Genomic DNA, 25,904 nt, shown 5'->3' with positions numbered 1-25,904 from the left:
CCCGTACAGAATTCTGGAGATCTAGAACATGGCAGCTAAAGACGTAGTGTTCGGCGACAGCGCTCGCCACAAGATGGTCGAAGGCGTGAACATCCTGGCCAACGCGGTCAAGGTGACCCTGGGTCCGAAGGGCCGCAACGTGGTGCTCGAGCGCAGCTTCGGCGGCCCGACCGTGACCAAGGACGGCGTGTCGGTCGCCAAGGAAATCGAGCTGAAGGACAAGCTGCAGAACATGGGCGCCCAGATGGTCAAGGAAGTCGCTTCCAAGACCAGCGACAACGCCGGTGACGGTACCACCACTGCGACCGTGCTGGCCCAGTCGATCGTGCGCGAAGGCATGAAGTACGTTGCCGCCGGCATGAACCCGATGGATCTGAAGCGCGGCATCGACAAGGCCGTTGGCGCCGCCGTCGAAGAGCTGAAGAAGCTGAGCAAGCCGACCACGACCAGCAAGGAAATCGCCCAGGTTGGCGCGATCTCGGCCAACAGCGACGAAGTGATCGGCAAGCTGATCGCCGAGGCGATGGACAAGGTCGGCAAGGAGGGCGTGATCACCGTCGAAGACGGCAAGTCGCTGGCCGACGAGCTGGAAGTCGTCGAGGGCATGCAGTTCGACCGCGGCTACCTGTCGCCGTACTTCATCAACAACCCGGACAAGCAAGTCGTCCAGCTCGACAACCCGTTCGTGCTGCTGTTCGACAAGAAGATCTCGAACATCCGCGACCTGCTGCCGGTGCTGGAGCAAGTGGCCAAGTCGAGCCGTCCGCTGCTGATCATCGCCGAAGACGTCGAAGGCGAAGCGCTGGCGACCCTGGTGGTCAACAACATCCGTGGCATCCTCAAGACCGCCGCCGTCAAGGCGCCTGGCTTCGGCGACCGCCGCAAGGCCATGCTGGAAGACATCGCCATCCTGACCGGCGGCACCGTGATCGCCGAGGAAGTCGGCCTGACGCTGGAAAAGGCCACGCTGCAAGACCTGGGTCAAGCCAAGCGTGTCGAGATCGGCAAGGAAAACACCATCATCATCGACGGTGCCGGTGACGCCGCCGCGATCGAAGGCCGCGTCAAGCAGATCCGCGCCCAGATCGAGGAAGCGACCTCGGACTACGACCGCGAGAAGCTGCAAGAGCGCGTGGCCAAGCTGGCCGGCGGTGTTGCGGTGATCAAGGTTGGCGCTGCCACCGAAGTCGAAATGAAGGAAAAGAAGGCTCGCGTCGAAGACGCGCTGCACGCCACCCGCGCTGCCGTTGAAGAAGGCATCGTTCCGGGCGGTGGTGTGGCCCTGCTGCGTGCCCGCGCCGCGATCGCCAGCCTGAGCGGCGACAACCCCGACCAGAACGCCGGCATCAAGATCGTGCTGCGCGCCATGGAAGAGCCGCTGCGCCAGATCGTGCTGAACGCCGGTGAAGAAGCTTCGGTCGTCGTCGCCAAGGTCATCGAAGGCAACGGCAACTTCGGCTACAACGCCGCCAGCGGCGAGTACGGCGACCTGGTCGAGATGGGCGTGCTGGACCCGACCAAGGTGACCCGCACCGCGCTGCAAAACGCCGCTTCGGTCGCGTCGCTGATGCTGACCACCGACTGCGCGATCGCCGAAACGCCGAAGGAAGAGTCGGCGCCGGCAATGCCGGGCGGCATGGGTGGCATGGGTGGCATGGACGGCATGATGTAATCACGCCGGCCGTCGGCTTCGGCCGACTGCCCTGACTGCCGAGACGGCGTGAGTCGTCGCTTCAGTCGAAACCCCCACGGGTGCAAGCCCGTGGGGGTTTTTTGTTTTGGGCTCGCGGTGGGGCGCTTTCGGGCGATGGGTTTCTCCCCTCTCCCGCTTGCGGGAGAGGGGGGGAGAGGGGAACCAAACCACCGGAGGAAGGGACAGCGCTCAAACCTCGACCACATACCCCCAATCGAACTTCGCGTTCTCCAGCGCCCCGTCGCCGCGCCGTACATAGCCGCGCGGGTTGCAGACGACGCGCGCGCCGTCGACGCGGTAGTCGAAGCTGGTGTGGGTATGGCCGTGGATCCACAGGTCGGCGCGCTGGACCAGGTCGGGCCGGCGCGAGATGAAGCCGGCCGACGCGAGATCGTGCGCATAGCGCGGGTCGAGGCTGCCCAGGTCCGGCGCATGGTGGGTGACGACCACGGTCGCGCCGTCGAACGGCTTTTCCAGCTCGCCGGCGAGCCACGCGGACTCGGCCCGGTGCCGCGCCAGCGCATCGGCCGGCGTGAAGCGCCGCAGGCCGCCTTCACCATCATCGCCGCCTTCTTCCACCGAGATCAGCCGATGGTCGAGCATCACCTTGGCGCAGGCCTGCATCGCGTCGTCGATGCGCTCGCGGCCGAACAGCGCGTAGTCGGCCCACCAGGTCGTGCCGAGCACGCGGACCGGCGCCTGGCCCGGCAGTTCGAACACAGCCACGCCTGCGGTCAGCAGATGCACCTGCGGATGCGCGGCCGCGGCGGCGGCCAGTTGCGCATCGACCCGCGTGAAGGTGCTGTCGTAGTACTCGTGGTTGCCGGGCACATAGACGATCGGCCCGCGCAGATGCCGTGCGGCCCAATCGATGCCGTCGCGGCCGTTGGCGATGTCTCCGGCCAGTACGACCACGTCGGCGTCGCAGTCGGGGACCGATTCGGGGGTATGGTGTTCCAGATGCAGATCGCTCAGAACGCGTAGCTTCATGCCGCCTCCAGCTGGCCTCCAGACGGGCCTGTGCCATCGGAGTGTTCAGCATGCGGCGGGGACGGTCAAGTGCGGGCATCGCCGACCGGCACGGCGAGCGGACGCACCAGCGAAAAAGGCCCGGACGAATCCGGGCGAAGGCTGTCCGCGTTGCCTGGGTGTGATGGCGGGCAGCCGAGGGACTTGCGGGTCAGCCGCCCTGTCCGGTCATCGTCGGCAGCAGCACCCGCACGATCTGGATAAAGGCCGGCCCCAGCAGCACCACCAGCAGCGACGGGAAGATCAGGAAGATCAGCGGGAACAGCAGCTTCAGCGCGATCTTGGCCGCCTGCTCTTCTGCCAGCATCCGCCGCTTGGTGCGCAGCATGTCGGACAGCACGCGCAGCGATTCGCCCAGGCTGGTGCCGAACCGGTCGGCCTGCACCAGCATCGCGGCGAAGCGCTCGACGTCGTCGACACCGGTGCGCAGCGCCAGGTTGGACAGCGCCTTCTCCTTCGAGAAGCCCGAGCGCATCTCCAGCAGCATCAGCTCGAGCTCGTTGGCCAGCACCGGGCAGCGCAGCGACAGCTCGCCGGCGACCCGCATCAGCGCCGCATCGAGACCGAGCCCGGCCTCGACGCAGACCGTCAGCAGGTCGATCGCATCGGGAAACTCCTCGAACACGGCGCGCTTGCGCTGGGCGATCCTGCGCGCCAGCACCGCGTTGGGCAGGTAGTAGCCGACCGCGCAGATCGCGATCAGCAGCACCGCCAGCAGTGCGCCGTCGCTGGCCAGCGGCGTGCCGACGGTCGCCACCAGCGCCGCCAGCGGCAGTGCCAGCGCGAGCACGGTCTTGGCGGCGAAGTACAGCGTCGGGGCGGTGGTGCCGCGCCAGCCGGCGTTCATGAAGCGCACGCGCAGCGCGGAATTCTCCCAGCCTTCCCTGGGCAGCGCGAAGCGCGACACCGGCCTGGCCCATTCGCCGAGCCGCGCGCTCCAGTCGCTGCCGGCCTGCCCCGCGCCCGACGCGGCGGCTGGTCCCGCGGTGCCGCCGCCGCCAAGCCGCTCGAGCCGCGCGCGCAGCCGGTTCGGCGCACACACCAGCATCAGCCCGAGCGCCGCGCCGAACGCGGCGATGAATACCAGGCCGAGCAACAGCCATTGTTGTGTCTGCATGGCTTCCATGATTCCTCCTATACCCGGATACGGATGATCCTGCGCATCCACAACACCCCGAGCGCCATCATGACCAGCGCCGTGCCCGCCATGCGGATGCCGGCCGGGTCCTGCCACAGCACGTCGAGAAAGCCCGGGTTCAGCACCGAGATCAGCCCGGCCGTGCCGAACGGCAGCAGGCCGAGGATCCACGCCGACAGCCGGCCTTCCGCGGACAGCACGCGGATCTTGTCGAACAGCTTGAGCCGCTCGCGCACCAGCCGGCTGATGGTGTCGAGCACCTCGGCCAGGTTGCCGCCGCTTTCGCGCTGGATCAGCACGGCGATCACGAAGTAGCGCAGGTCGCCGACCGGCACCCGTATCGCCAGGCTGGTCAGCGCATCGTCGAGCGAGACGCCGTAGTTGATCTCTTCGAAGGCGAGCCGGAATTCGGGCCCGAGCGGAGCCTTCATTTCCTGGCCGACGGTGCCGAGCGCGCCTGCGAACGAGTGCCCGGCGCGCAGCGACCGGCTGATCATGTCGATGGCATCGGGCAATTGCGCCTCCATGCGCTTCAGCCGCCGTTGCCGTTGCGCCAGCGTACGCAGCACGGGAAGCGTCGCGGCCAGCAGCGCGCCGGCGGCGGCCAGCCAGAACGGCAGCGGCAGCAGCGACAGCACGGCGAAGGCGATCAGCAGGCTGGCGGCGCTGAAGCCCAGCAGCTGGCCGACCGACCAGGTGCTGCCCGACTGCTGCAGCCAGCGGTCCAGCGCGGCCACGCGCGGCACCCGCATCAGCAGGCGCTGCATCCGCGGGCTGCCGGCCAGCATCCGCTCCTTCAGGATCGACATCTGCTCGCGGCCGATCTGGCCGCCGGCCGACAGCGCGCGGATACGCGCGTCGATGCGCCGTGCCGATGCGCCATGATGGCTGCTCCACCACAGGTAGACGGCTTCGATGGCGAGCACGACGGCAATGAACAGCAACACGCCGAAGGCGTACAGCGCGTAGTGTCCCAGCTGTCCCAACTGTGCGAATTGACCGAGGTTCATGATCGCTCTCCGTCAGGCCGCCATGCCCTGGATGTCGAAGCGCCGCGACGGATCGTAGGTCTCGTCCGGCAGCGCGACGCCGTAGACGCGCAGCCGCTCGGCAAACTTCGGATAGACGCCGGTCGCGCGGAAATGGCCGCGCACGGTCCCGTCCTGGCCGACGCCCGTACGGTGGAACGTGAAGATCTCCTGCATGTTGATGACGTCGCCCTCCATGCCGGTGATCTCCTGGATGCTGACGATCTTGCGGCTGCCGTCGCTGAGCCGCGCCGCCTGCACGATCACCGTGATCGCCGATGCGATCTGGTGGCGGATCGCCTTCGGCGGCACGTTCATGCCGGCCATGCTGACCATGTTCTCGAGCCGCGTCAGCGCATCGCGCGGCGTGTTGGCGTGGATCGTGGTGAGCGAGCCCTCGTGGCCGGTGTTCATCGCATTGAGCATGTCCAGCGCCTCGGCGCCGCGCACTTCGCCGAGGATGATCCGGTCGGGCCGCATCCGCAGCGCATTGCGGACCAGCGAGCGCTGGGTGATCTCGCCCTTGCCCTCGATATTGGGAGGGCGCGTCTCCAGCCGCAGCACATGGGGTTGCCGCAATTGCAGTTCGGCGGCGTCCTCGATGGTGACCACGCGCTCGTCGAGCGGGATGAAGCCGGACACGATGTTCAGCAGCGTGGTCTTGCCGCTGCCGGTGCCGCCCGACACCAGCAGATTGACCTTGGCGTGCGCCAGCGCCTGCAGCAGCTGGGCCATCGGCGGCGTCAGGCTCTGGTACACGACCAGGTCGGCGACCTGCAGCGGATTGACGGCGAAACGGCGGATCGACAGCAGCGGACCGTCGATTGCGGACGGCGGGATGATCGCGTTGACGCGCGAGCCGTCAGGCAGGCGCGCATCGACCATCGGGCTGGTTTCGTCGATGCGGCGCCCGACGCGCGACACGATCTTCTCGATGACCTTCATCAGGTGCGCGTCGTCGTAGAACACGATGTCGGTCAGTTCCAGCTTGCCGCGGCGCTCGACATAGGTCTGGCGTGCGGTATTGACCAGGATGTCGGACACGGTGGGATCGCGCAGCAGCGGCTCGAGCGGGCCGAAGCCGAACATCTCGTCGTAGATCTCGCCGATCAGCAGGCGGCGCTCGGCGTCGTTGAGCAGCACCTTGCCCTCGTCGACGATCGCGCCGACCAGCAGGCCGATCTCGTGCCGGACCTGATCGGACGGAATATGCGCAAGCCGCTCCAGCTCGACGCGCTCGAGCACGGCCTCGTGCACGGTGCGCTTGAGCGCGCGATAACCGCCGCCGCCGGACAGCGCGGTGGCAGGATGGCCGTTGACGGACAGGGCGGCAAAGTCCGGGCTGGCGTTCGACAGTTGTTCGCGGATCGACATGGCGGTCTCCGGCTCGAGGGAAGGTTGGCGTGCGGGCGCAGGGGTGGGCGCGGACTTGTTGGCGTAATGCCGTATTGGTGTATTGGCGTGCTGGCGGCGCAACGGCGCTGCTCATGCCGCCTTGACCCGCAGCAGCAGCCGGCGCAGCGACGAGGGCTCGCTGCCCCCCTGCGGTTCCGGTTCCGTGGCGGCCAGCTGCGCGGCCAGCGACTGCAGCGCCCGCGCGATGGCGCTGCGCCGGTGCATCGCCAGCACCGCCTCGCCGTGGCTGATCGCCGCGGCGACCGTCGCCGCATCCTCGGGCAGGGCGTGCCAGACCGGGCTGCCGCAGATCTGCTCGAGCGAGGTGCGCTCCAGCTCGTTGCGGCGATCGTCGCGGTTCAGCAGCACGCGGATCTTGTCGTCGGGGTAGTGCAGCGCCCGCAGGATGTCGAGCAGGCGCCGGCCGGTGCGTGCGTAGGCGATGGTCGGCTGCAGCACCACGCCGATGCGGTCGCTGCGGTCGAGCACGCCGATCGACACCGGATCGATCGCCTGGCCGGCATCGACCAGCACGAAGTCATAGTGCGGCAGCGCCAGCGACAGGATCCATTCGACCTGCTCCTTGCGCACCGACGCCGCCTTGATCGGATCGGCCGCGCCGGCCAGCACGTCGAAGCCGTCGGCTACCGGCGTCAGGCATGCTTCGAGGAAGGCCGCGTCCATGCGGTCGATCTGCGCGCAGACGTCGGGCAGCGTCGCCGGCGGCGTACGGTCGCAGATCGTGTGCACCAGATCGCCGAACTGGCGGTTCAGGTCCAGCACCAGCACGCGCCTGCCCTGCGCGGCCAGCGCATGGCCGAGGTTGGCGGTCAGGAAGGTCACGCCGGCGCCGCCCTTGCACGACAGCAGCGACACCAGCCGCGCGGCGCGGCGGCGCCGCTGGGTGCCGGCAGCCTGCAGCCGGCGCAGCGCGTCGCCGAGCTGACCCTGCTCCAGCGGCCATGCCAGCACGTCGCGGATGCCGGTGCGCAGCGCCTTGATCAGCAGCTCGGGGTCGACCGCGTCGGTGATCAGGATGCAGGGCAGCTCGGGATGCTGCTGCCGCATCGCCTCGATGCCCTGCATCTGCGCCGGTCCCATGTTGCCGTGCGCGATCACCAGCATGTCGGCCAGCGCCAGCTGGCTCGCATGCGATGCGATGCGGGCCGGCGCCTCGGTCAGCGCCAGCGTCTGGAACGATCCGCACTGGGTGCACAGCCGCGCGATCTCGGCCAGCCGGTCGGTTTGCTCGGAGGCGATCAGAATCGTCAGCATGACGGCTTCTCCTGTTCGTTGTTCTGTGCGCCGCGACGGGCGCCGCGAAGCGTTGCCATGTTCAGCTGCAGACCGGCCCGCCGGTCGCGCTGTTCATGCTTTCGCGCGACAGCGTGGTGGCAAAGGGCGGCACCGGCAGCGCCATCGGAATCATCGGCACCAGCGTCTGCACGGTCAGGCCGGTGACGCTGACGGTCACGCTGGCGCAGCTGGCGCGCGCGGTATCGGGATCGCTGTCGCAGCCGGCGGGCTCGTAGACCAGCGCGATGTTCGACGGCGCCAGCTGCGGCATCAGCGTCGCCATGCGCGTCTTGATGATCGCGGCATTGGCATCGCAGACCACCGCCATGCGCGCGCCCCAGCGCGTCGCCTCGCTGGCGGTGTTCCAGTGGAACAGCACGCGCGCCATCTCGACCACGCCGATCAGCAGCGTGAAGAACAGCATCGCGACGATCGCGAACTCGACCACGGTGGCGCCGCGCTGGCGCGCGCGCCGCATGCGCGTGGCGCGGGGGAGGAGGGCGGGGTTCATAGCACTTGCCTCATCACGGTCATCACATCGGAGAACACCAGTCCGCCGACATCGATCAGCGGCTGGATCGGCGAGTAGGCAAAGCCGGTGATCTTGACCGCCACCAGGTTGACCGTGCCGGCCGGCACGCCGGCACCGGCGCCGTTGTCGTAGGTATTGACGTTGGCGAAGGTCATGCCCGGACAGCCCGCCGCGTCGACGCGGTCGCAGATCACCACCATCGCGGTACTGAGTCCGCCGACCAGCGGAGCACCGGTGCAGCCGGTATTGCCATGGACCGCCATGCATTTGGCCTGCGCGGCCGGATAGCCGGCGTCGTCGGGCGAGAACTGCGACAGGTAGCGCGTGGCGCCGCGCGTGGCCTTGGTCAGCGCGTCGTACTGGTAGATCGCGCGGCCGAACTCGGCGACGCCGCACAGCATCAGCAGCAGCGGGATCAGCAGGATCGCGAACTCGACCGCGGCCACGCCGCGCTGGCGTTCGCGCGCGCCGGCGCGACGCAGCGCGAGCCGGTGATGGCGCGCGGCAGTGCCGCTGGCGGAGCGGGGGATCGGCGTCGTCACGATGGCCTCCTGTCGCTTGTCGATGCGGCCGGCCGCTACTGCACCAGCACCGGCACCAGCGGGCCGGGCCCGCTGCCCAGGCCCGGGATGCCCTGCGTCGCGCACGGGCTGCCCAGCGAGCTCGACGCGCCCCGGTATTCGAGCCGCACCGAGTTGATGTTGCCGCCCCATTGCATCGGCTCGATCATCAGCAGGCAGGCCCATTCGAGTACGCTGGCCTTGTGCGTGCCGGACACCGCGAAGCCGCTGCAGTCGACCACCGGAGCCAGCACCATGCGCCGGTCGGCGCCGCCCTGATGCGCGGCGGTGCCGGACGGCGAGCCCTTGGTATCGATCATCGCGACGCTGTCGCCCTGGTACGGCGCGTAGGCCTTGCGCCTGGCGGTGAAGTCCGGATAGGCGTTGGCCTTGGCGGGCCAGGTGGTGTCGTTGTACGCATGGCCGGTGAAGTCGGGCACGCCGACCACCTTGCCGGCCTTGACGATGCCGAAGCGGCTGTTCCACTCGTCCGCCAGCGACGACTTGTTGCCGGTGGTGCCGATCTCGGTGCCGAGCGCCGGCAGGTTGCATTGGCCCGAGCCCTTCAGCTGTTCGGCCAGGCTCTTGGTGCCGCTGCCGCCGCCGAGATCGGCCCAGCCGAAATTGCCGCCGCCATACTCGCCCTTGTTGCCCGCATCGAGCTTCGAAATCAGCCACTGGCCCACGGTGTAGGGCGGCTCCGGCGGACTGATGGTGTCCGGCTTGCAGATGAATACCGGGATCGCGCACGCGGTCTGCGCGGCGCCGACGGTGGCCACGGCGAACGACGACACGGTGCTGGGACCGACGTTGCCGCCGGGCAGCAGGTTCAGCACCTGGGCGAACCAGTTGGCGATGCCTGCGCGCGAGACCGCGCACTTGACGTACTTGATGGTATCGAGCGCGTACGGCACGCTGCTCTTCGGATAGAACGGGTTGGCCAGTGCGTCGCTGTAGGTGACGCTGCTGTCCGCGGCGAACTGCACCGATTCGCTCTGGAACAGCGCCAGATTGCGATAGCCGGCGGTGATGCCGGCGGCCTCGGACACCGCCAGCGGCGTGGCGCCGGTCAGGTCGCGCGCCGCCGCCAGCGCACAGGCGTCGGCGCCGTTCTGCAGCTCGCTCTTGGCCACGTAGAGCTTGCCGAGGTCGAGCGCCAGCCCGAGAAAGCCCACCATCGCGACCAGCGCCAATGCGACGACGATCGCGACGGCGCCTTGCTGGCGCCGCAGCGTCGCTGCCCGCCGGCGTGGATGCGGTCTCGCTGTGTTCGGCTGCATCATGGCTGTCTCCCTGGCCTGGCGAATTGGATCGCTCCGCTGCATCGCGCCGCCGCGCGTCAGCGCGTGCCGATGCCGCCCGACATGCCGATGCCGCCCTGCATGCCGGCGCCGTTGCCATGGGCGCCGCCGGGCGACAGCCGCTGCAGCGAGCGGTCGTAGTTGCCCATCGCCGCGACGGCGGCCTTGCCGTCGACGCCGGTCAGGGAAGGCAAGCCGGCTGGCGCGTTCGGGTTGATGATCTGGGCCTGCTTGACCGCATGGACCGACTGTCCGAAGCGGCTGTCCCAGACCGGCGTGGTGCTGATGCAGGCGGCCAGCAGCGGTGCGGCGAGCAGGGCAGCGAGCCCGGCGCGTACGCGCGACGATGGCGAAGGCTTGTGGATGGCGTGCTTGTTCATGGCGTTCTCCTGACGGTGCGCTCAGTTCAGGGCGGCGGGCTTGCCGTCCGCGCTCGCGGGCGTTGCCGCACGGGCACGGGCGAGCCGCGCGGCGGTCGCCTCGATCCGGGCGATCCGCTGGGCCTGCGACTCCTCGCGCGCCGCCGGTGCGGCAGCGCTTGCGACGGACGGCGCCGCGGATGGCGTGGTACGCGAGGCCGATGTTTCCGCCGCCGTGGGCGCTTCCGCGAGCGGCCGGCCTACCGGCAGCGCGGTGCGCGGCACCGGGGAAGGGGAGGCCGGCGCAGAGGACGGGGGCGGCGCCAGCGTGGCCGGTTGCGGCGCGGTGCGAGGGGCCGGCGCTTGCGGCGCCGGTGCGGGCGATTGCGGTGCGGCCGGCGCGGGCTTGCCGGTGGAGCCCTCCATATTGCCGAGCAGGTACAGCTCGAGCGGATTCGGCGTCGAGAAGCTGTCGGTCGGCAGCGGGGCGCCCGCTTGCTGCATCGGCTGCACCAGCCGCGGCGTAATGATGAAGATCAGCTCCGACATGTCCTGCTGGAACGACGTGCTGCGGAACAGCGCACCGAGCACGGGCACTTCGCCGGCACCGGGCAGCGCCTTCAGCGCGCCGCGCGCGTTGTTTTGCAGCAGCCCGCCGATGGCGAAGCTCTCGCCGTCGCGCATCTGCACGGTGGTGGACGCGCGCCGCGTGGTGATCACCGGCAGGATCGTCTGGCCCGTCAACGTCGCGCCGGTCACGGTGGCACCGGTCGGCGACAGCTCGGAGACTTCCGGCGCGACCTTCAGGTTGATGCGGCCGTTGGCCAGCACGGTCGGCGTGAACTTCAGCCCCACGCCGAACTCCTCTTCCTGCAGCGTGATGGTCGGCACGCCGCCCACTACGGCGTTGCTCTGCGCCACCGGGATATAGATCTTGCCGCCGGCGAGGAAGCTGGCCTCCTGCCCGCTCAGGGTGACCAGGTTCGGCTCGGCGAGGATCTTGACCAGCGAGTCGTTCTTCTGCGCATCGATCGCGATGTCCAGCGGCAGGTTGTTGGCCTTGCTGCCGAAGATGGCGGTGCGCGAGCCGGTCAGCAGCGAAGTGACCAGACCCCCAGTCCACGAGCCGATGCCGCCCTGCAGGTTCAGCTGCGAGCCGAGCTGGTTCAGCAGCGTCTTCGAGACTTCGGCGACCTTGACCTCGAGCATCACCTGCTGCGGCGTGTCGACGCTCAGCATGTTCAGCACGCCGCCGTTCTTCGCCTCCTTGTCGCCCTGCGCGACCGTGGCATAGGCGCGGGCGATCTCGACCGCCTGCTGGGCCGCCTGCGCGCTCGACACGCTGCCGGTCAGCACCAGGTTGTCGGCCGCGGTGGCGACGCGGATGCCGCGCTCGGTGGGCATCAGCTGTGCCAGCGAACCCTGCAGGCCGCCGGCATCGACGTTGACCGCGATATTGATCACGCTGCAGGCGCCGCTGCGACCCTGCACGATCATGTTGGTGGTGCCCAGGCTGCGGCCGAGCACGTACATCGTCTGCGGCGACACCATGGTCGCCTGCACGACCTCGGGGTTGCCGACGGTCCGGTTGCGCACCGGCTCGGGCAGCGGGATCAGCGTCGACTTGCCGATCGGCACCACCACATGGCTTTCCTCGCGTACCGCGCCGCTGCAGTTCGGCCCGCGCGTGTCGGCGGCGGGCACCGGTGCGCGCGCCGGCGCCATGCTGATGGTCATCTGCATCGGCGCGCCGGACGCTGCGGCCGCGCCGGCATTGCCGGCCGGGCGGGCCCCGGCCGCGGGCGCCGTGCCCTTGGCAACCGCGCCGGCCTCGGCCGCCGGCTGCGCGCCGGCACTGCCCGCATTGCCGGCAAGCGCCAGCAGCAGGCACGCCGTGCCGGCCCCGCCCAGCGTGCGCGCGTTGCGCGCGCCGTCCCTCTGCTTATGGTTCGTTTTCATATCTCCCCCCGGAGAGAATTGGTGCTGCGTGATTCGCGGCATGCCCAGTCATGCCGTGGCCGTGCTGCCCGAGACCTTCGGCGTCAGAAACATTCGAGACTGCCCTGCACGCCGGACAACACGCCGATGCAGTGGCCGGCGCGGGCCGGCGCCGCCGGACGCGGGCGCACCGGTGCGCTGACCTTGACCGGCTTGAGCGGCGCCGGCGCCGGTGCGGCGGCGGGCGCGCCCAGCAGCGTGGTCTTGGTGGCGCCGTCGGTGTCGACCGCGGCCAGGTCGACCTGATTGCGCAGCACCAGCGACAGCGTGCCCACGCTGCGCGCGACGTCGAGCTTCTCGGCCTGTTCGGGCGTGACCTCCAGCGTCACCGCGTTGACCACCTTCGGCTGGGTATCGTCCCGGCTCACCTGCTGCGCAACCGCGAGCACCAGGATCTTCTCCAGCACGATCTTGGAGATGCTGGCGTCGCCGCTGCCCCCGCCATTGCGCCTGGCGTCGGCCGCGGTGTTGACGATCACATCGACCAGATTGCCCGGCAGCGCGAAGCCGGCCACACCGACCACATCGTTGACCCGCACCGTGATCGCGCGCTTGCCTTCGCCGATCACCGCCGACAGGCCGCCCTTGGTGCCCTGCGGCGCGAGCTTGGCCTCGAGCACCGGTTCGCCGCGCAGCACGCTGGTGCGCGCCACGCGGCCCTGCAGCAGCGCGGCGTTGGTGAAGGCGCCGGGCGGCACGCTGGCGCTGGGCCAGCTGACCAGCCGCAGGTTTTCCGGGCCGATCGGCTGGCCCAGGTTGATGTCGCTGGCGGCGACCACCACCTGCGCGACCGAGTTCGACGACTGCTGCATCAGCCAGCGCGAGGCCGCGACCACGGCCGCGACCCCCGCGGCCAGTGCGACCAGAAGCATCAACATTGCCCTTGCGTTTTTCATGGAAGCTCTCCCCTGAGGTTGCCCTCGTTTCCCTCGTTCTTTCCGCCGTTCCGCCGTTCCATCGTTCCGTCGTTGCGCGCGGCGCAGCTATCGCGGCGCCACGCGCGCGCCGCTGCGCCAGCGCATGCCATCGCCGATCTCGCGGCCGAAATACGCGTGCCACGCGCGCCGCAGCGCTTCCTCGCTGACGTGCGGCGGGTCGCCGTGATAGCGCCGCGCCGAGTCCACCAGCTTCAGCAGATCGCCCGGGATGCAGGCCAGCAGCGGGATGCCGTCGGCCAGATGCAGGCCCTCGAGCAGGAAGCGGAACACGTCGTCGGCGTGCTGCAGGCCGAGCGCGCGGGCGGCGCGCGCGTAGACCTCGCGGTAGTCGTCCTCGGCAAGCGGCCCGATGAACAGCTTGCTGCCGAGCCGGCGCAGGAAGGCGTCGTCGCCGAGGGCGCTCAGATCCAGGTTGGTCGAGAACACCGGCCACACGTCGAACGGCACCGAGAAGCGCACGCCGCTGTGCAGCGTGAACATGTCGATGCCGCGGTCCAGCGGCACGATCCAGCGGTTCAGCAGTTCGCTGACGCCGACCAGCTGGCGGCCCAGGTCGTCGACGATGTAGACGCCGTTGTTGGCCTTCATGTGCGGTGGCGCCTGGTAGTAGCCGGCGACCGCGTCATAGCGCAGGTCCAGCATGTCCAGCGTCAGCTCGCCGCCGGTCAGCACGGCGGGGCGGTGGCACAGGATCCAGCGCCGGTCCGCGCCGCGGCGCCAGCCGGGATTGCCGCCCTCGTCGAAGGGGACGTGCACCAGCGGATCGAACACCTGGATGATTTCGCCGGCGACGGTGATCGCGTGCGGCACCGGCACCGCGCCGGGCATCAGCTCGCGCAGCCGGCGCGCCAGGAAGGTCTTGCCGCTGCCCGGCGGACCGTACAGCAGCAGCGCGGTGCTCGAGTTCAGCGCGATACCGGCCTCGTCGACGATATGGGGCGGCGCCACCAGGTCGCCGAGCGCGGCGGCCACATCGGCCTTCGACACGCTGGCGTGGCGCACCGAGTGGTGCCGCACCGCCTCCAGATAGGCGTCGAGCGTCACCGGCGCCGGGCCCGCATAGCTGCAGCGCGCCGCGAACTCGGCGGCGCGCGCATGGCCGGCATCGGTCAGCCGGTAGCGCACGTCGAGGTCGCTGGCGCCCCGATGCGCGACCTCCAGCAGCCTCTCGCGCACGCAGGCGGTCGCGATCTCGCCGATCACCGAGCCGGGCAGGCGCAGCGTCTCGGCCAGCTGCAGCAGCGTGACGTTGCGGTACAGATAGGCCGCCTTCATCAGCAGGGTGCCCAGCATCGTGATGTCGATGCCCGTATCGGCAACGGTGCGCGGGGCCACATGCCACGGTTGCGGCTGGGCACACTCGGTGGCGCATTCGGTGGCGTATTCCGTGGCGCATTCCGCGGCGGCGATGGCCGGCGCGCGCGAGTGGCCATGGCCGCCGGCATTGGCCGCGGCATTGGCGACGCCCGGCAGACCGTGTATCGGCGCGTTCGGTGTTTGCTCGATCATGGGATCCCCCGCTCTGTGCTGGTGGCTATGCCGACGCGAACAGCATCGCGATCGTGCCGGCGGCGATGGCCACGCCGTAGGGCATCGCGCCGACCGACACCGACGCGTCGAGTGCCGCGGGCTTGCGCCGGTCCGGATTGAACGCGCCGGGCGCCAGCACGATCCGCACCACGTTCTCGCGCAACTGGCGCAGATTGCCGTGCCACAGCGTCCAGCCCAGTGCCCAGGCGCCGCCCAGCACGAAGGCCGTCAGCGCGATGTCGAAGGCCATGCCCGCGCCCAGCCAGGCGCCGACCGCGGCCATCAGCTTGACGTCGCCGGCGGCCATGCCGCGCAGCAGATAGATCGGCAGGAACATCGCCAGCCCCGTCAGCCAGCCGGTGGCCCAGGCGAGCGCACCGGCGCCGAGGCCGGACAGCGCCAGCTGTACCGGCAGCGCCAGCAGCCAGGCGCCGAAGGTCAGCCAGTTGGGAATGCGGCGGCACTGCAGGTCGCTGGCCGCGGCGGCCAGCACCAGCAGCATCGCGGCGGGTCCGATCATCGTGGCGAGATGCGGGTTCGGCATGGCGGGCTCCGGTCGCGCGGTGCAGGGCGTTGGGTCGGGGCAGGGCCGTATCGTCAGAACGAGGACGCGACCTTGTCGAAGATATTGCTCAGGGTCTCGCCGACGGCCTTGACCGAGACGATGATCACCAGCGCGATCAGCATCGCGATCAGTGCGTACTCGATGCTGGTGACCGCGTGATCGTCGTCGACGAAGCCGCGGATGGAATTCGCTTGCACGCGCATCGGTGTCTCCAGTAGGTGGCGCAGGCCCGCGGAGCCGGAACGCCGGCCTCCGCGGGTATCGATCGCGCCGAGCGCATCGGCGCGTGCCTCGGCTTACTTCAGTGCGGACTGCACCTTGTCGAACACGGCGCTCAGGTTCTGTCCGACCAGCTTGACGCCGGCGATGATCACGATGGCGATCAGCGCGGCAATCAGGCCGTACTCGATGGCGGTGACGCCGTCATCGTCCTGGGCGAACAGCTTGGCTTGTTGAATCAGGTCTTGCATGGCTCTCTCCTTCGGTTGGAATGCAGGGCACGACTTGCGTTGAACTGCTGCGGTTGAACTGCTGCGGTTGAACTGCGGGGGGGGCGAGGCGCGCGGGGGACCGCAGGCGGCGCAGGCATCGAAGGGCCAGCGGCCGTGTCCGCCGCCGTGTCGAGGCGGACGGCTGTCGCGGCGGCCGCCGTGGTGACCTTCCGCTTCCCCCGCCGCCGGGCGGCGCACGCGGCGGTGCGTGTGCTCGCGCCGTGCATGGCGCGGCGTGGCATGCGGCGGTGCCGAGGCCTCGCCGCGGCGCGAGCAGTGCGACAGCGGCGCGCGATGCGGACGCGATCCCCGCGAGGCGGGGCGCTGCGTGAGGCGATGCGGATTGGTCAGCATGATCGGTGTCCTGTCGCTGTGCGGTGCGTCTGCGGTCGAGGTCGCTCGCGTCGCCGCCGCCTGGTTCGCTTTGCGGTTCGGGCGGCGGTTGCGGGCGGCGTTGTCGCCGGCTGCCTTGTCGCTGGCTGCCTTGTCGCCGGCCGCCTTGTCGCCGGCATAAGGCAAGAGCTTTGCCAGCCCGCCGCAATGCCTTGCGCCACAAGGCCGTGCGGTCAGCCGGCGCTTGGCGGCAGGCCGGCGGCAGGGGTGCGAACCGGCGATCGTTTCCGGGCGGAAACGCCGGGCGATGGTGTGGCACGCGGGCGTGGCGAGGTGGGGGCGCGGTGGGGGTGTGGTGGAGCCGCGCTGGTCCCGTGATTCCGGCGGCGGTCCTCGCCGCAATGGATGAGGCCGGCCATCCGGCGCCGACGTGGTCTGGTGCACGCGCAGGCAGGGCTCATCCTTTTGTACGAGAGCGGCGCGGTCGCGCATTGCCGCCGCGCTCATCCATCTGGCGCGGGTCTTCCGCGCCGGTGCCGTGTTTCCCGTTTGAAACGTTGCCGCTCGGCGCCGCGCCGGCCGCGCGGCGCCATGGCCGTCGATCCGCGGCATGGTGACGACGCGCAAAGCGGCGCCGCGCGCGGCAATCGCGGCCGACGCTGCGCCCGCAACCTTCGTGCTTCCGCGCGGAAACGTCGGCGCACGCAGCCCCCGCGCCGCCATCGTTGCGCCGGCGGGCCCGCCTTGCGCCGCGCACAGCGTCTGATAGAACGAAGGGCAAGGCGACCGCATGTCGCCGTGTTCGATGCCGACGAGAGCGACCCGATGACCGTTTCCCCCGTTTCGATTGCCGCCACACCGCAGGGCGCTCGCGCGCATTGGCTGACGCTGGAGCGCATGCGGCTGTATGCGGGTGCGATGCTGATCGCGCAGCTGTCGATCGTCTGTGCGTGGGCGTGGATCACGCAGGGCTTCACGCTGGAGACGATCGTTCGGCCCGGTGCCGACTTCTCGGTGTTCTGGAGCGCGTCGCATCTGCTGCGCGGTGCCGGGGCGCTCGCGGTCTACGACTACGCGCAGCTGCAGCCGGTGATCGCCGCGCATGGCTCGGTGCCGCCCGATTCGGGCTTCTATCTGCCCTGGCTCTATCCGCCGACTTTCCTGTGGGTGGTGCTGCCGCTGTCGCTGTTGCCGTTCGCTGCCAGCTATTTCGCCTTCATCGGCCTGTCGGCAGCCGGCTATCTCGCGGCGCTGTTGCGCATGACCGCGCTGGCGGCGCCGCCAACGGCGGCGCGCGGCGCGGTGCTGCTGTCGCTGCTGGCGTTTCCCGGCCTGTTCCTGGCGGCGACCATCGGCCAGAACGCGTTGCTGACCGCGGCGCTCGCCGCATGGGCGCTGGTACTGCTGCCGCGCCGGCCGGTGCTGGCCGGTGTGCTGATCGGCCTGCTGGCGATCAAGCCGCAGCTGGCGCTGATGTTTCCGGTGGCATTGATTGCCGGACGCGAATGGCGGGCGCTGGCCGCCGCCGCGCTGACCGCGGCGACGCTGGCGGCGGCCAGCATCGCCGCGTTCGGCTGGCAGACGGTGCCGGCCTTCGTCAGCGCGACCGCGCAGGTCGCCGACATGCTGATTCACGAAGGCATCCGTGCCTGGTACGTCAGCCCGACGCTGCTGGCCTCGGTGCGGCTTGCCGGCGGCGCGCCGGCGCTGGCCTACGCGCTGCAGGCAGTGCTGACGCTGGCGACGATCGGCGCGCTGGCCTGCGTATGGCGCCGCCAGCGCAACACCGGACTGCGAACCGCCGCGCTGGCGTTGGCGGCGATGCTGGCCACGCCGTATCTCTGGTACTACGAGCTGGCGTGGCTGGGCATGGCGGTGGCGGGGCTCGCGGTGGAAGGCGTGCGGCGCGGCTGGATGCCGGGGGAGCGTCTGCTGCTGGTCGCGCTGTGGTGCATGCCGCTGCTGATGTTCGCCAATGCGCTGGCGCAGCAGTGGCAGGGCGGGGTTCAGCTGCTGGCGCTCGGCATGGCCGCCGTATTGCGCCGCGCGTGGCGGGCCGGCTCCGGGGACGCTGACAGTGTGCCCGCCGATGTCGCCACCGATGTCGCGGCCGATGTCGCGGCCGATGTCGCGGCCGATGTCGGCACGCACAAGGGGAACGGACATGTCACGACATGACAGGATCGGCGGCGCGAGCGCGCGCCGCCGCGACCCTGCTGGAGCGGGGAGGAGAACCGCCGGGGGCGCCGGGGAGGGCGCCCCCAAAGGCGGCTTGCATGCTGCTGCGGAGGACGGCAGGTGGTGCGCCTCATCTGCCGGCTCGGATGCCGATGCCGCGGGCGATGCACCGCCCAGCGCTTCCTTCGCTTCCCCGTTGATGGCGTCCCGCGACCGCCGGACCCCATGGCAGCGCGATACCCGCCTGCTGTCGCTGGTCGCGCCCTGCTACAACGAGAGCGACGCGATCGCGCCGTTCTTCTCGCGCGTGATCCCGGCGCTCGAAGCGATCCCCGGCATCCGCTTCGAGATCGTCTGCGTCAACGATGGCAGCGGCGACGACACGCTGCCGCGGCTGCTGGCGCAGGCCCGCGCCGATCCGCGCATCCGCGTGATCGACCTGACCCGCAACTTCGGCAAGGAGGCCGCCCTGACCGCGGGCATCGACGAGGCGTTCGGCGACGCGGTGGTGCCGATCGATGTCGATCTGCAGGACCCGCCCGAACTGATCGGCGAGATGGTGGCGCGCTGGCGCGAGGGCGCCGAGGTCGTGCTGGCCCAGCGCGTCGACCGCGCCTGCGATTCGTGGCTCAAGCGCGTGACCGCCGGCGCCTACTACCGGCTGCACAACCGCATGTCGGAACTGCGGCTGCCGGAAAACGTGGGCGACTTCCGCCTGATGGACCGCGCGGTCGTCAACGCGCTGAAGAGCCTGCCCGAGCGGCGCCGCTTCATGAAGGGGCTGTTCGCCTGGGTCGGCTTCCATACGGTGACCCTGCCGTACACGCGCGAGCCGCGCAGCGCCGGCCAGTCCAGGTTCTCCGGCTGGCGGCTGTGGAACTTCGCGCTCGAGGGCATCACCAGCTTCAGCACGGTGCCGCTGCGCAGCTGGACCTATATCGGCCTGGCGGTCGCCTTCGCCGCCTTCTGCTATGGCTCCTTCATCATCGGGCGCACGCTGTGGCTCGGTGTCGACGTGCCGGGCTACGCCTCCTTGCTGTCCGCGCTGCTGTTCTTCGGCGGACTGCAACTGATCGGCGTCGGCGTGGTCGGCGAATACGTCGGCCGCATCTATCACGAGACCAAGGGCCGTCCGATCTATCTGGTGCGCCGGCGTTACCAGGAGCGTCCCGCCACGCAGGGGATCGGCGGCCGCCGCGTGATCGAGCTGTCCGCGGTGCAGCGCGGCGCGCGCACGCGCTGACGCTTGGCCCCATCGCATCAGCGCCAATTGCGCCGCGGCAGGCGACGGCCGCGGCGTTTTCCTTGCGGCGGCGGTCGTCCGCTAGACCGCGCGCGCCACCGCCAGCAGCGATACCCCGAACGGCAAGGTGCCATGCCGCAGCCAGAGCCGCTCGCTGCGAAACAGCGCGTACAGCAGTGCGTTCAGCAACGCGGGCGGCATCGCGGTGCCGCTCGAGCCGCCGGCTTCGCCCGGTACGCCGTGGTCGGGCACGCGCGCATGCAACTGGTCGCGCAACTGGTCGCGCAGGCGGTCGTGCCAGCGCGCCGCCACCGCCAGGGGAAACAGCACGGTGTTGAAGTAGGTCAGCGTTTCCACGCGCAGCCCCGCGTCACCGAGACGCGTGCTCAGCGCGGTACGGCGATAGCGGCGTTGGTGGTGCAGGAAGACGTCATGCCGGCTCCATAGCCAGGGATGCGCCGGCACGGTGATCAGCGCCGCGCCGCCGGGCCGCAGCAGCGAACGTATCGCCAGCAGCGCGCCGGCATCGTCGGCGATGTGCTCCAGGCAGTCGAGCAGGCAGACCAGATCGAAGCTGCCCGGGCGGTACGGCATCGCGTCGGGACAGCGGCCGTCGGCGATCGCATAGCGGCCGGCGGTCTTGGCCACGGCCAGCCGTCGCGCCATCGCGTCCATTTCCAGGCCGCTGACCGTGCCGAAGCGCGCCAGCATGTCGAGATTGCCGCCGGTGCCGGCGCCGATCTCGAGGATGGCGGCGCCCGGCGGCAGCGCCAGCTGCGCGAGCACCGTGGCGACGATGTCGCGGCGCGCGCGGAACCACCAGTGATCGGCTTCGGTCTGCGCCATTTCGAGATAGGCTTGCGGCGACATGGTGGTCTCCTAGGGAAGGGGCCTCTCGGCGGACGGCGGGCAATCGCGCGTGGCGTACAGCGACCAGTGCCCGGCCGAGCGCACCGGTTCGACACGGCAGTCCGCCGTGGCGAAAAAGCCCGCGGGCAGCGGCATCGCGCGCCGCACGAACAGATAGCGATAGCGGCCGGCGCGATGGCGCTGCCAGTCGAAGCTGGCCGGGAAGGCGTTGTCGAGCATCTCGGCGGGGCCAAGGGCCGGCGCATGGCCGCCGCGATAGCGGACGATCTGCGGCAGGAACCAGGCGAAGTTGAAATCGACCAGCCCCTGCCGCCGGGCCTGGTACCACAGCGGGAAGTGCTGATAGGCGCCGGGATGCGCGGCGGCCGTGCTGCCGGCGTCGAATATCAGCATCAGCGCGCGCTGGCCAGGCGCGGCCGCGGCCAGCACCGCGTCGAAATCGCGCGTCTCGTCGGCGAAGGCCAGCGCGCGCTGCGCCTGCCAGCCCAGGTGCAGCGCGCACGCCGCGCACAGCGCGGCCGCGCACCAACGCGCGCGCATCGCGCGCGTCGGGCCGGCGGTGCCGGCCGGCATCGCGAACAGCAACGCATAGCAGGGCAGCAGCAGGATGCCGAAGCGCTGGAACAGGAAGGCGGTGCGCATCGCGTAGTGCGGCACGCACAGCCAGATCAGCAGCACGGCGGCGAGGGGCAGCCACGCGTGCGGCAGATGCCAGCGCGGCCGCAGGCCCATCGCCCAGGGCGCGGCCAGCATCAGCAGCGTGGCCAGTGCGAACGGCAGATGCGTCGACCACGCGCCCCAGGGCGACACCAGCAGCAGCGGCAACCGCATCCAGTCCCAGCGCCATTCGATGGCAGGCCATGCGTAGTCGAGCGTGGCTTCGAGCCGGTGCGCGTGGCCGGCGTACAGCAGCGCGAGCAGCGCCAGCAGCGCGTAGGGCAGCAGCGCGAGCCGCACGATGCGCGGCGTCGGTGGCGCCGGCCGCGAGCCGTCATCGCGGGCGGAACCGAACAGCGCACAGGCGGCGCCCACCGCGCAGGCGAACAGGAACACCAGCCCATGCGCGACGAACAGCAGCGCGCCGGCGAGCACGATCGCGGCGGCCGTTCGCAGCGTCGGCGCACCTGCGTGGCGCCATGCGGGCAGCAGGAACAGCAGGCCCAGCGGCACCGCCAGCAGAAAGGTCAGGAAGCCCCATTCATAGGCGAAGCCGAAGAACCCCGGCACGAACAGCCAGTCGAGCCGCGCATCGGCACCGATGCGCCGGCGCAGCGCGATACCGGCGGCGACACAGGCAAGGTAGGCCAGCGACAGCAGCAGCTTCAGCGCGGCCGCCACCGGCATCCACCACGACAGCGCCAGCGCCGCGCCATAGCCGAGCAGATAGGGCGTGAACGGATTGATGCGCAGCTCCTGCCGCCATGGCGAGGTGCCGGCCAGCAGCTCGCGCAGCACGGCAACCTGGCCGGCGTGCTGCGGCAGGTCGATCATCGCGGGATACGGTGCGAGCCAGGGGAGCGTGGCGCCGGCGGCGACGACGAGAAGCAGCGGCAGCCGGTTGGCAATGGCGCGAAGGCGAGCGGTGCCGGTGCGGCGAACGCCTGCTGCCCTCTGCCCCAGCCCATTTCCTGCTTGCGGGAGAGGGCCGGGGAGAGAGTCGGGGAGAGGGCCGGGCGCTTGCCTGTCCGCCGGCGTCTGCCCCGGCATCCGCGCCTCGCGGAACGCCCAATGCCGCGCGCCCAGATACGTCAGCACGGTATAGACCGCCATGCCGCCGCATTGCGCGAGCAGGCTGCGCGGCCCCAGCACGCCGGACAACGTCAGCACCGTCGCCAGATTCGCCGCGTAGCCGAGCGCGCAAACGATGCCGAACCGCCACAGGCTGGCCGGCACATCGCCGCGATGCGCGAACGTCCAGCGCCGGTTCAGCGCGAAGCTCCACAGGAAGCCCACCGCATAGCCCGCTGCGTTGGCCGCGGCCGGAGGCCAGTCCAGCCCGCGCAGCGCGAGCCAGATCGCGGCGAAGCCGAGCGCGGAATTGCTGGCGCCGACCAGCAGGTAGCGCAGGCCGGTATGGCGGACGGCGGCGTGCGGCCGCGTGGTGGCGGATGGCATGCGGGGCAGCCTCGAGGCTCGATCGGGTAACGGGCGCGATGGCGGGAGGGCGCTCAGCCCTCGCGCGCCACCAGTCCGATGTCCTGCCGGCGTACCTGCAGCTTGTAGTCGCGCATCAGCCGGAACAGCGTCACGCGCGATACGCCGAGTTCGGCGGCGACGTCGATCAGCCGCTCGTGATGGCGCTGCAGCGCTTCTCGGATCGCGTTGCACTCGGCGGCCTCGCGCACCGCGGCCAGCGTGCAGGGATGCGTCTCGGCGGGCGGCTGCAGGTCCAGATCGGCGGGACGGATCACGCCGCCCTCGCACATCGCCGCGGCATGGCGAATGCGGTTGATCAGCTCGCGCACATTGCCCGGCCACCGGTGCACGGCCATCGCCCGCATCGCCGAGTTCGAAAAACCTTTGATGCGCGCCGGCGACTGCCGCCGGATCTCGGCCAGGACATGCTCGGCCAGCAGCACGATGTCGCTGCCGCGCTCGCGCAGCGCGGGCTGGCGGATGCGCAGCACGCACAGCCGGTGATACAGGTCCTGGCGGAAACGGCCGGCGGCCACGGCGGCCTCGAGGTCGACGTGCGTCGCCGACACGATGCGCGCATCGACGGCGACCGACTCGGTGCCGCCCAGCCGCTCGATGCAGCCGGTCTCGAGAAAGCGCAGCAGGCTGGTCTGGCTCTCGAGCGGCATGTCGCCGATCTCGTCGAGAAACAGCGTGCCGCCCTGCGCCAGCTCGATGCGGCCGGGTTTGCGCTTGAGCGCGCCGGTGAATGCGCCGCGCTCGTAGCCGAACAGTTCGGACTGCAGCAGCGCGGGCGGGATCGCGGCGCAGTTCAGCGCGACGAAGGGCTGCGCGGCACGCGCCGAGGCGCGATGAATCGCCTGCGCGGCGAGTTCCTTGCCGGTCCCCGATTCGCCGCCGATCAGCACCGGCGCATCCCAGCGCGCGACCTTGGCGATGCCGCGGAACAGCGTCTGCATCGCCTCGCATTCGCCGACCATGCCCGCCGGACCCACCGCACGCGCATTCGGCGACGCGCTGTCCTGGCGCAGCTGCACCATGCCCCAGCCGTGGCCCAGCCGCTGCGCCAGCGTCACCGATTCGAACGGGGCGGTCAGATAGTCGATGAAATACAGCCCCAGCAGCCGGCGCGCGGTCGGGGTCAGGCGGTCGCGGCAGTCGACCATCGCGATCCACGCGATGTTGGGCTGCGCGAACCAGGGCTCGAGCGCCTCCAGTTCGACGTCGTCGATCTCGCCGGTCAAATCGAGCAGGCCGGCGATCGGCTGCTCGTCGAGCGGGTGCGCCTGGACCTCGTGCGCATCGGTGGCGAACAGCAGCTTCCAGCCACGCTGGCTGAGGAAGCGGCAAAGATTGGCCTCGTGGTGCTGCGATACGAACAGCAGCGGGCGGGTGATGGAGCCGCTCATGATGATTCCCCCGGATTCTTCTTATTGCCGAGGCAGACGCGGGAAAGGTCCCGCGCCCGCCACGGTGCCGGCCGGCGGCAAGCCGTCCCAGACAGACGCGCCTGTCGCCGTTCCCCGCTTGCGCGGAAGACGCCCATCCCCAACCAGGCAATGAGCAGATCCTCCCATTGCCCGGCCGCTGCTTCGAAATGACCAGTGGCCAGTGGCGCATCGCCTGTGTTGTGGCGCCGGGCATGGCGGTCGTGGTGCCGCCTTGGCTTGCCCGGCGTGGCGGCGTGCCTTGCATGAGGCCGCACGCGTTTTGTAACGACTCACTCAGCGACGAGCGTGCCACGCGATATAAGCTGTTGATTTTTATTGCGTTTATTTCGGTGCACTTGTTACATCGGCGAAATCTTGTAACACGATGTATCCGACCTGGAACGAGGGCCAGCCGCGAGGCGATGCACTCCAATGCATAAGCCGCGAAGGATGAGGCGAACGATTCTTATTCTTCGCCCAAAAAGTGGCGCACGAGGCCGTTTTTACGGGGTGCATGGCGAATGACTTCATCCGCACTGGCAGCGGGGAAGGGTTTTCTCCGATGTGACAGCGGGCGCGATCGGTGTGCCAAACGGTTGCATTTGCTTTACACCGCTGCGCCACTGGTGAAACGGCGACGCCGGACGCTGCATGCGGCACGTCTTCGCGGCATCGTCCGGATGGGCGGTCCTTGCATGGCGGCGGCAGGGAAAGGAAGGGGCGCCGGCTGCCTCTGGCCGGCATCCATGCCAGCCCGACTCATCCGTTTGGCGTAGGCGGCGCGCCTACGAGGCCGAGGGAACACGGCCGGCCAAAGTGTTCAGGTTCTGAAACATCGCGACGCCGAAGGGTTACCTGATGCCCTTCGGGCGATACGCCGCTGTGTCAGTCCACCGCACCGGCGTCGGCACCGGCATCGGGCAGGCGCGATGCCTCGATCTGCTGGCGCAGCCACCCATGCATGCGCCGGATCGCGCTTTCGTGCGGATGGCCTTCGCGCCAGATCATCCAGTACTGCAGCGTCGACGGAATCCGCGTGGCGCCGATCTGCACCAGCGCGCCGCTGACCAGGTAGTCGTGCGCCAGCAGCGCGCGCGCCGTCGCCACGCCGACGCCGGCGACCGCCGACTGCAGCAGCATGCCGGCATCCTGGAAGATCGGCCCGCGCTCCGGCTCGTGGGTCGGCAGGCCGGCTTGCTCCAGCCAGTCGCGCCAGGAGCGCAGCGCGAAGCGCAGCATCGGCAGGCGCGGCAGGTCGGCCACCGTGAAGCCGGGATAGCGGGCCAGCAGCGCGGGGCTGGCCACCGCGATCACGGTGTCCTCGATCAGCCGGTGGCATTCGAAGCCGGGCAGATCGACGCGCTGGTGCCAGATGCCGACGTCGACCGAATACGGGTCCGGCGGCGGGATTTCGGTGTGCAGCCGCAGGTGCACGTCGAGCATCGGCATCGCCTCGTACAGGCTCGGCAGCCGGCGGATCAGCCAGGCGTTGGCCAGGTCCGCCATCACGCTGACCTCGAGCCGGACCGCGGGCTGCTCGCCCTGGCCGCCGGCCTCGTTCAGCGCCTGCTGCAGGCCGTCGAGCGCCGCGCGGACCCGCTCGGCCAGCCGGGTGCCGACGCTGGTCGGCAGCATGCGGGCGCCGGCCCGCTGGAACAGCTTGGTGCCCAGGCTCTGCTCCAGCGCGCGCACATGGTGGCTGATCGCGCTGTGCGTCAGCGCCAGCTCCTCGGCGGCGCGCGAGAAGCTGCGATGGCGCGCCGCCGCCTCCAGCGCGCGCAGCGCCTGCAGCGGGGGAAGATGCGGGACCTGGGCCATGGGGTCGATGGAAGGACGAGCAGGCAAGAGATGGAGGAAGCGC

Annotated in this window: 23 protein-coding genes; 4 read left to right on the top strand and 19 right to left on the bottom strand. The window is 70.1% G+C overall.

The genetic code is table 11. The annotated features are described in order from the left end of the window. Nucleotides 1-28 precede the first annotated feature (28 nt). Nucleotides 29-1,672: a chaperonin GroEL gene (gene groL / locus FOB47_RS20695; protein ID WP_174781988.1), complete on the top strand. Its 1,644-nt coding sequence runs from the start codon at nucleotides 29-31 to the stop codon at nucleotides 1,670-1,672. A gap of 210 nt (nucleotides 1,673-1,882) precedes the next feature. On the opposite strand, the gene FOB47_RS20690 is transcribed toward groL, so the two are convergent. The 15 genes from FOB47_RS20690 to FOB47_RS20620 all read right to left on the bottom strand — a co-directional run bounded on the left by FOB47_RS20690 (nucleotide 1,883) and on the right by FOB47_RS20620 (nucleotide 15,832). Continuing rightward, nucleotides 1,883-2,683 (bottom strand): metallophosphoesterase, encoded by an 801-nt coding sequence (locus FOB47_RS20690; protein WP_174781987.1) that lies wholly within the window; start codon nucleotides 2,681-2,683, stop codon nucleotides 1,883-1,885. Between the two features lie 190 nt (nucleotides 2,684-2,873). Then, entirely contained in the window at nucleotides 2,874-3,848 is a 975-nt protein-coding gene (locus FOB47_RS20685) for a type II secretion system F family protein (RefSeq protein ID WP_244959348.1), read from the bottom strand. Between the two features lie 8 nt (nucleotides 3,849-3,856). Next, on the bottom strand, nucleotides 3,857-4,870 hold the full coding sequence (locus FOB47_RS20680; protein ID WP_053822272.1) for a type II secretion system F family protein: 1,014 nt from the start codon (nucleotides 4,868-4,870) through the stop codon (nucleotides 3,857-3,859). A 12-nt stretch (nucleotides 4,871-4,882) separates the two neighbouring features. Then, nucleotides 4,883-6,262, bottom strand: a complete 1,380-nt coding sequence (locus FOB47_RS20675; RefSeq protein ID WP_174781986.1) for a TadA family conjugal transfer-associated ATPase — start codon at nucleotides 6,260-6,262, stop codon at nucleotides 4,883-4,885. Between the two features lie 111 nt (nucleotides 6,263-6,373). Then, a complete protein-coding gene (locus FOB47_RS20670) occupies nucleotides 6,374-7,558 on the bottom strand; it encodes a CpaE/TadZ family protein (RefSeq protein WP_174781985.1) in 1,185 nt (394 codons plus the stop codon). A gap of 61 nt (nucleotides 7,559-7,619) precedes the next feature. Then, the gene (locus tag FOB47_RS20665) at nucleotides 7,620-8,090 is read right to left on the bottom strand and encodes a TadE/TadG family type IV pilus assembly protein (protein WP_174781984.1); all 471 of its coding nucleotides are present in this window, start codon (nucleotides 8,088-8,090) and stop codon (nucleotides 7,620-7,622) included. Further along, nucleotides 8,087-8,593 carry a TadE/TadG family type IV pilus assembly protein gene (locus tag FOB47_RS20660; protein ID WP_174782514.1) on the bottom strand — a complete coding sequence of 169 codons (507 nt, stop codon included), beginning with the start codon at nucleotides 8,591-8,593 and terminating at the stop codon, nucleotides 8,087-8,089. The genes FOB47_RS20665 and FOB47_RS20660 overlap by 4 nt, the downstream gene beginning before the upstream one ends. Nucleotides 8,594-8,688: 95 nt before the next feature. Continuing rightward, nucleotides 8,689-9,954: a pilus assembly protein TadG-related protein gene (locus FOB47_RS20655; protein WP_174781983.1), complete on the bottom strand. Its 1,266-nt coding sequence runs from the start codon at nucleotides 9,952-9,954 to the stop codon at nucleotides 8,689-8,691. A gap of 56 nt (nucleotides 9,955-10,010) precedes the next feature. After that, nucleotides 10,011-10,352: a hypothetical protein gene (locus FOB47_RS20650; protein WP_151023412.1), complete on the bottom strand. Its 342-nt coding sequence runs from the start codon at nucleotides 10,350-10,352 to the stop codon at nucleotides 10,011-10,013. 21 nt (nucleotides 10,353-10,373) lie between these two features. Next, nucleotides 10,374-12,290: a type II and III secretion system protein family protein gene (locus tag FOB47_RS20645; protein WP_174781982.1), complete on the bottom strand. Its 1,917-nt coding sequence runs from the start codon at nucleotides 12,288-12,290 to the stop codon at nucleotides 10,374-10,376. Between the two features lie 83 nt (nucleotides 12,291-12,373). After that, complete coding sequence (gene cpaB / locus FOB47_RS20640; protein WP_174781981.1) at nucleotides 12,374-13,225, bottom strand: Flp pilus assembly protein CpaB; 852 nt, start codon at nucleotides 13,223-13,225, stop codon at nucleotides 12,374-12,376. An 87-nt stretch (nucleotides 13,226-13,312) separates the two neighbouring features. After that, a complete protein-coding gene (locus FOB47_RS20635; protein ID WP_174781980.1) occupies nucleotides 13,313-14,776 on the bottom strand; it encodes an ATP-binding protein in 1,464 nt (487 codons plus the stop codon). A gap of 25 nt (nucleotides 14,777-14,801) precedes the next feature. Continuing rightward, nucleotides 14,802-15,341 carry an A24 family peptidase gene (locus FOB47_RS20630; RefSeq protein ID WP_174781979.1) on the bottom strand — a complete coding sequence of 180 codons (540 nt, stop codon included), beginning with the start codon at nucleotides 15,339-15,341 and terminating at the stop codon, nucleotides 14,802-14,804. Nucleotides 15,342-15,394: 53 nt separating this feature from the next. Beyond that, nucleotides 15,395-15,559 carry a Flp family type IVb pilin gene (locus FOB47_RS20625; protein WP_390884863.1) on the bottom strand — a complete coding sequence of 55 codons (165 nt, stop codon included), beginning with the start codon at nucleotides 15,557-15,559 and terminating at the stop codon, nucleotides 15,395-15,397. A gap of 99 nt (nucleotides 15,560-15,658) precedes the next feature. After that, complete coding sequence (locus tag FOB47_RS20620) at nucleotides 15,659-15,832, bottom strand: Flp family type IVb pilin (RefSeq protein ID WP_006578843.1); 174 nt, start codon at nucleotides 15,830-15,832, stop codon at nucleotides 15,659-15,661. 373 nt (nucleotides 15,833-16,205) lie between these two features. Here FOB47_RS20620 and FOB47_RS20615 point away from each other — a divergent pair, with 373 nt between their 5' ends. The 3 genes from FOB47_RS20615 (at nucleotide 16,206) to FOB47_RS20605 (ending at nucleotide 19,607) form a co-directional block, all read left to right on the top strand. Next, nucleotides 16,206-16,367 (top strand): hypothetical protein, encoded by a 162-nt coding sequence (locus FOB47_RS20615; RefSeq protein ID WP_174781978.1) that lies wholly within the window; start codon nucleotides 16,206-16,208, stop codon nucleotides 16,365-16,367. A 644-nt stretch (nucleotides 16,368-17,011) separates the two neighbouring features. Beyond that, nucleotides 17,012-18,364: a glycosyltransferase family 87 protein gene (locus FOB47_RS20610; protein ID WP_174781977.1), complete on the top strand. Its 1,353-nt coding sequence runs from the start codon at nucleotides 17,012-17,014 to the stop codon at nucleotides 18,362-18,364. 199 nt (nucleotides 18,365-18,563) lie between these two features. After that, nucleotides 18,564-19,607: a glycosyltransferase family 2 protein gene (locus FOB47_RS20605; RefSeq protein ID WP_174781976.1), complete on the top strand. Its 1,044-nt coding sequence runs from the start codon at nucleotides 18,564-18,566 to the stop codon at nucleotides 19,605-19,607. Between the two features lie 81 nt (nucleotides 19,608-19,688). On the opposite strand, the gene FOB47_RS20600 is transcribed toward FOB47_RS20605, so the two are convergent. The 4 genes from FOB47_RS20600 to FOB47_RS20585 all read right to left on the bottom strand — a co-directional run bounded on the left by FOB47_RS20600 (nucleotide 19,689) and on the right by FOB47_RS20585 (nucleotide 25,861). Beyond that, entirely contained in the window at nucleotides 19,689-20,477 is a 789-nt protein-coding gene (locus FOB47_RS20600; RefSeq protein ID WP_151023587.1) for a class I SAM-dependent methyltransferase, read from the bottom strand. 9 nt (nucleotides 20,478-20,486) lie between these two features. Further along, complete coding sequence (locus tag FOB47_RS20595; protein WP_174781975.1) at nucleotides 20,487-22,592, bottom strand: GtrA family protein; 2,106 nt, start codon at nucleotides 22,590-22,592, stop codon at nucleotides 20,487-20,489. A 53-nt stretch (nucleotides 22,593-22,645) separates the two neighbouring features. Next, complete coding sequence (locus tag FOB47_RS20590; protein WP_174781974.1) at nucleotides 22,646-24,022, bottom strand: sigma-54 dependent transcriptional regulator; 1,377 nt, start codon at nucleotides 24,020-24,022, stop codon at nucleotides 22,646-22,648. Between the two features lie 906 nt (nucleotides 24,023-24,928). Continuing rightward, the gene (locus tag FOB47_RS20585) at nucleotides 24,929-25,861 is read right to left on the bottom strand and encodes a LysR substrate-binding domain-containing protein (protein WP_174781973.1); all 933 of its coding nucleotides are present in this window, start codon (nucleotides 25,859-25,861) and stop codon (nucleotides 24,929-24,931) included. Nucleotides 25,862-25,904 lie beyond the last annotated feature (43 nt).

It is taken from the genome of Cupriavidus gilardii, assembly GCF_013347325.1.
GTDB classification, from domain to species: Bacteria; Pseudomonadota; Gammaproteobacteria; order Burkholderiales; family Burkholderiaceae; genus Cupriavidus; species Cupriavidus gilardii.
This window is presented reverse-complemented; position numbering and strand designations above follow the sequence as displayed.